Annotated in this window: 2 protein-coding genes and 1 pseudogene; 1 reads left to right on the plus strand and 2 read right to left on the minus strand. The window is 69.7% G+C overall.

Annotation, left to right across the window (positions count from 1 at the left end; genetic code table 11):
* Together VF662_RS12910 and mutS are read right to left on the minus strand one after the other, a co-directional pair.
* Positions 1-353 (minus strand): annotated as a pseudogene (locus VF662_RS12910) ([protein-PII] uridylyltransferase); the annotation flags it as partial.
* 99 nt (positions 354-452) lie between these two features.
* On the minus strand, positions 453-3,020 hold the full coding sequence (mutS, locus tag VF662_RS12915; RefSeq protein ID WP_464141879.1) for a DNA mismatch repair protein MutS: 2,568 nt from the start codon (positions 3,018-3,020) through the stop codon (positions 453-455).
* 146 nt (positions 3,021-3,166) lie between these two features.
* Here mutS and VF662_RS12920 point away from each other — a divergent pair.
* Positions 3,167-4,330: malic enzyme-like NAD(P)-binding protein (locus tag VF662_RS12920; protein WP_464141877.1), on the plus strand; the 1,164-nt coding region annotated here is incomplete at its 3' end.

Raw genomic sequence — 4,330 nt, forward strand, 5'->3', positions numbered from 1 at the left:
TGGAGCGCCATCTCGCCGCGCCCGTAGCCGCCGACCGCCATCAGCAGCAGCCGCTCCGACGCCGTGGGGTTGCTCAACGGGAAGAGGCAGGTGGTGGTGAAATCGTAAGCGAGGCGGAGGATCTGGTCGGTGAGGAAGGCGTAGGATGCCGCCGCTTCCGAGCCGGCATAGGGCTTCCGCTCAAGCCGCCGGGCAATCTCGGCCCGCCCATCGCCAAGCGCCTGCTTCAGGAGCGCGGTTGCGGCAAGCCGCGGATCGCCCGCTTGCCGCCCGAGCGCTTCCAGCGAATCGGCGAGCGCCTTGCGGTCGATGATCGCGCGGCGGCCGGGAATATGGTCGAAGCGGGCGGGCATGGCCCCAGTCTAAGCTTCCAAACGCATCAAGAACACCACCGTTCGCCTCGGCTGCGCTCGGCTGGGTGTCTCGACTTCGCTCGACACGAACGGTGATGGTCAGTCCTCCGCCGCCAATCTCTTCAGGCGATAGATGAGGTCGAGGGCCTCGCGGGGGCTGAGGGCATCCGCATCCACCTCGGCAAGCGCGGCTTGCAGCGGATCGGGGGCGGCGGCTTCGGCTTCCTGGGCGGCGGCGAAGAGGGGGAGGTCGTCGAGGCCCGCGGCTATGCCGCCGGTGGCGGCGCGGCCTTCTTCGAGCTTCGAGAGGACGGACTTCGCCCTCGCGAGCACCGGCGGCGGCAGGCCCGCGAGCTTGGCGACGGCGAGGCCGTAGCTGCGGTCGGCGGGGCCTTTCGCAACCTCGTGGAGAAGGACGAGCTCGCCTTTCCACTCGCGGGCGCGGACATGGTGGAGCGACAGCGCGTCCAGCCGCTCGGCGAGGCGCGTCAGCTCGTGATAATGGGTCGCGAACAGGCAGCGGCAGCGGTTGCGGTCGTGGATCGCCTCCACCACCGCCCAGGCGATGGCGAGGCCGTCATAGGTCGAGGTGCCGCGGCCGACCTCGTCCAGGATCACGAAGCTGCGCGGGCTCGCCTGGGCGAGGATGGCGGCGGTCTCGACCATTTCGACCATGAAGGTCGAGCGGCCGCGGGCGAGATTGTCGGACGCGCCGACGCGGCTGAACAGCCGGTCGACGATGCCGAGCGTCGCGCGCGCGGCGGGGACGTAGGAGCCCGCCTGCGCGAGGAGGGCGATCAGCGCATTCTGGCGGAGGAAGGTGGATTTGCCGCCCATGTTCGGGCCGGTCACCAGCCAGAGGCGGCTGTCCTCGGACAGGCGGCAATCGTTGGCCACGAAGCGGCCGCCGGCGGCGCGGGTCGCGTCCTCAACCACCGGATGGCGCCCGCCTTCGACCTCGAAGCAACTGTGATCGACCAAAGCGGGCCGCGACCAGCCGCCCTCCGCCGCCCGCTCGGCAAGCGCGGACGCGACATCGAGGCGGGCAAGCGCGTCGGCTGCGGCGGCGATGGCGTTGGCGCGTTTCAGCGCCTCGCCGGTCAGCTCCTCGAGATGCGCCGCTTCGGCTCCGAGCGCATGCGCGCCCGCCTGCCCGACCCGCATCGCCTGCTCGTGAAGATCGGGCGCGTTGAAGCGGACGACCCCGGCGAGCGTCTGGCGGTGCGTGAAGCCGGACTCGGCCGCCATCAGCTTGTCGGCATTCTTGGCCGGCACCTCGATATGGTAGCCGAGCACATTGTTGTGGCGGATCTTCAATGAAGCGATGCCGGTCTGCTGGCGGTAGCGCGCCTCCAGCGCGGCGATTGCGCGGCGGCCCTCGCCGCCGGTGGAGCGGAGCGCGTCCAGCGCGGCGTCATAGCCCTCGGCGATATAGCCGCCCTGCGAAGCGTCCAGCGGCGGCGAGGGCACGAGAGCGCGGGCAAGGAGATCGACCAGTTCGCCATGGCCGACGAGCGTCGGGAGCAGCTCGGCGAGCAATTGCGGCTGGTCGGGCAGCGCGGAGAGGCGGCCGTGGAGACGGCGGGCTTCGTTGAGGCCGTCGCGAAGCTGGCCGAGGTCGCGCGGGCCGCCCCTCCCCGCAGCCAACCGCCCGATCGCACGGCCGATGTCGGGAAGCGCCTTCAGCTGCCGCCGCACCGCCTCGCGGCCGACCGCGTCCCGTTCGAACAAAGCGACCAGATCGAGGCGCGCCTCTATGTCGCGGCGGTGGAGGAGGGGCGCGCCGATGTCGGCCGCCAGCAATCTCGCCCCGGCGCCGGTGACGGTGCGGTCCACCGCCGCAAGGAGGCTACCGGCGCGGGTGCCACCCGCGGAGACGATGATCTCGAGGCTCTCGCGGGTCGCAGCGTCGATCATCATGTGCGCGTCGGAGGGCCGGCCGAGCGGCGGGCGGAGGAAGGGGAGCGATTCCCGGGCGACCTCGTCGAGATAGAAGAGGAGCCCGCCCGCCGCCGCCAGCGCGGCGCGATCGAACGCACCGAAGCCGTCGAGGGTCGCGACCCCGAACCTTTCCTTGAGGCGCCGCTCGCCCGCAATGCTGTCGAAGCCCTGGCGCCGCTGCTGCACGTCGAAGCCCTCGATCGGCTCGGGAGCGACGATTTCGGCGGCGCCAAGGCGGGCAAGCTCCGCCCCCAGCGCGCCCGGAGCAGCCGAGCAGAGCTCGAACCGGCCGGTGGAGATGTCGGCGGCGGCGATCCCGCAGCGCTCGCCCACCTTCACCACCGCGGCGAGCCAGTTGGCCGCCCGCGAATCAAGCAGCGCCTCTTCAGTCAGAGTGCCCGCAGTGACGACGCGGACGATGGCGCGGCTGACGACCGACTTCGAGCCGCGCTTCCTGGCTTCGGCAGGGCTTTCAGTCTGCTCGGCGATCGCGACCCGGTGTCCGGCCTTGATCAGCCGCGCGAGATAGGCCTCGGCGGCGTGGATCGGGACGCCGCACATCGGGATCGGCTCGCCCTCATGCTCGCCCCGCGCCGTGAGCGCGATGTCGAGGCAGGCCGCCGCCGCCTTGGCGTCATCGAAGAACAGTTCGAAGAAATCGCCCATCCGGTAGAAGAGCAGGCAATCGGACGCCTCCGCCTTCAGCGCCAGATATTGCGCCATCATGGGAGTCGGCGCCGCCGCTCCGCTGCTTTCCTTCACCTTCGTCGCCACGGCCTCTGGATAGAGGCTCCGACGAGCGCGCGAAACCGCCTTGTGGTTGCAGCCGTTGAGGATGCGGGCCTAAAGCCGCACAAAACAGGAGAGCGAATGTGAGCGAGGGCAGCAACGTCAAATTCTCCGAGCAGGAAGCGCTCGACTTCCACTCGCAGGGCCGCCCCGGGAAGATCGAGATCATCGCCTCGAAGCCGATGGCGACTCAGCGCGACCTCAGCCTCGCTTATTCGCCGGGGGTCGCGGTGCCGGTGCGGGCGATCGCCGAGGATCCCGGCACCGCCTATGACTACACGGCGAAGGGAAACCTCGTCGCCGTCATCTCCAACGGCACTGCGATCCTGGGGCTCGGGAACCTGGGCGCGGCGGCATCGAAGCCGGTGATGGAGGGCAAGGCGGTGCTCTTCAAGCGCTTCGCCGACGTCGATTCGATCGACCTCGAGCTCGCCACCGAGGATACGGAAGCGTTCATCGAAGCGGTCGCGCTGATGGAGCCGAGCTTCGGCGGGATCAACCTCGAGGACATTGCCGCGCCGGCCTGCTTCGTCATCGAGCAGACGCTTCGCGACCGGATGAACATCCCCGTCTTCCACGACGACCAGCACGGCACGGCGATCATCACCGCCGCGGGCCTCATCAACGCCTGCTACCTCACCGGACGCGACTTCAAGGACGTGCGGGTGGTGGTGAACGGAGCGGGCGCGGCCGCGATCGCCTGCACCGAGCTCATCAAATCGATGGGCGTGCCGCACGACCATGTGCTGATGTGCGACCGGAAGGGCGTGATCTGGGAAGGCCGGGGCGACATGGACCAATGGAAGTCCGCCCATGCCGTCGACACCGACCGGCGGACGCTCGAGGAGGCGCTGATCGGCGCCGACATCTTCCTCGGCCTCTCCGCAGCCGGCGCCCTGAAGCCCGAGATGGTGATGCAGATGGCGCCGAAGCCGATCATCTTCGCAATGGCCAATCCCGATCCCGAAATCTCGCCGCCCGACGCCAAGGCCGCACGGCCCGACGCGATCATCGCCACCGGGCGCTCGGACTATCCGAACCAGGTCAACAACGTGCTCGGCTTCCCCTTCATATTCCGCGGCGCGCTCGACGTGCGGGCAACGCGAATCAACGACGAGATGAAGATCGCCGCCGCCGAAGCGCTCGCCGCGCTCGCCCGGCAGCAGGTGCCCGAGGAAGTGGCCGCGGCCTATGGCGGCAAGGCGCACAGCTTCGGCGCCGATTATATCATCCCCGCGCCGTTCGAC

The organism is Allosphingosinicella sp. (genome assembly GCF_036387215.1).
Classification (GTDB): Bacteria; Pseudomonadota; Alphaproteobacteria; order Sphingomonadales; family Sphingomonadaceae; genus Allosphingosinicella.

Bases quoted from the DNA above. Each gene is read 5' to 3' on its own strand.
- mutS (WP_464141879.1), bottom strand. From the start codon at position 3,020: ATGATGGCGCAATATCTGGCGCTGAAGGCGGAGGCGTCCGATTGCCTG.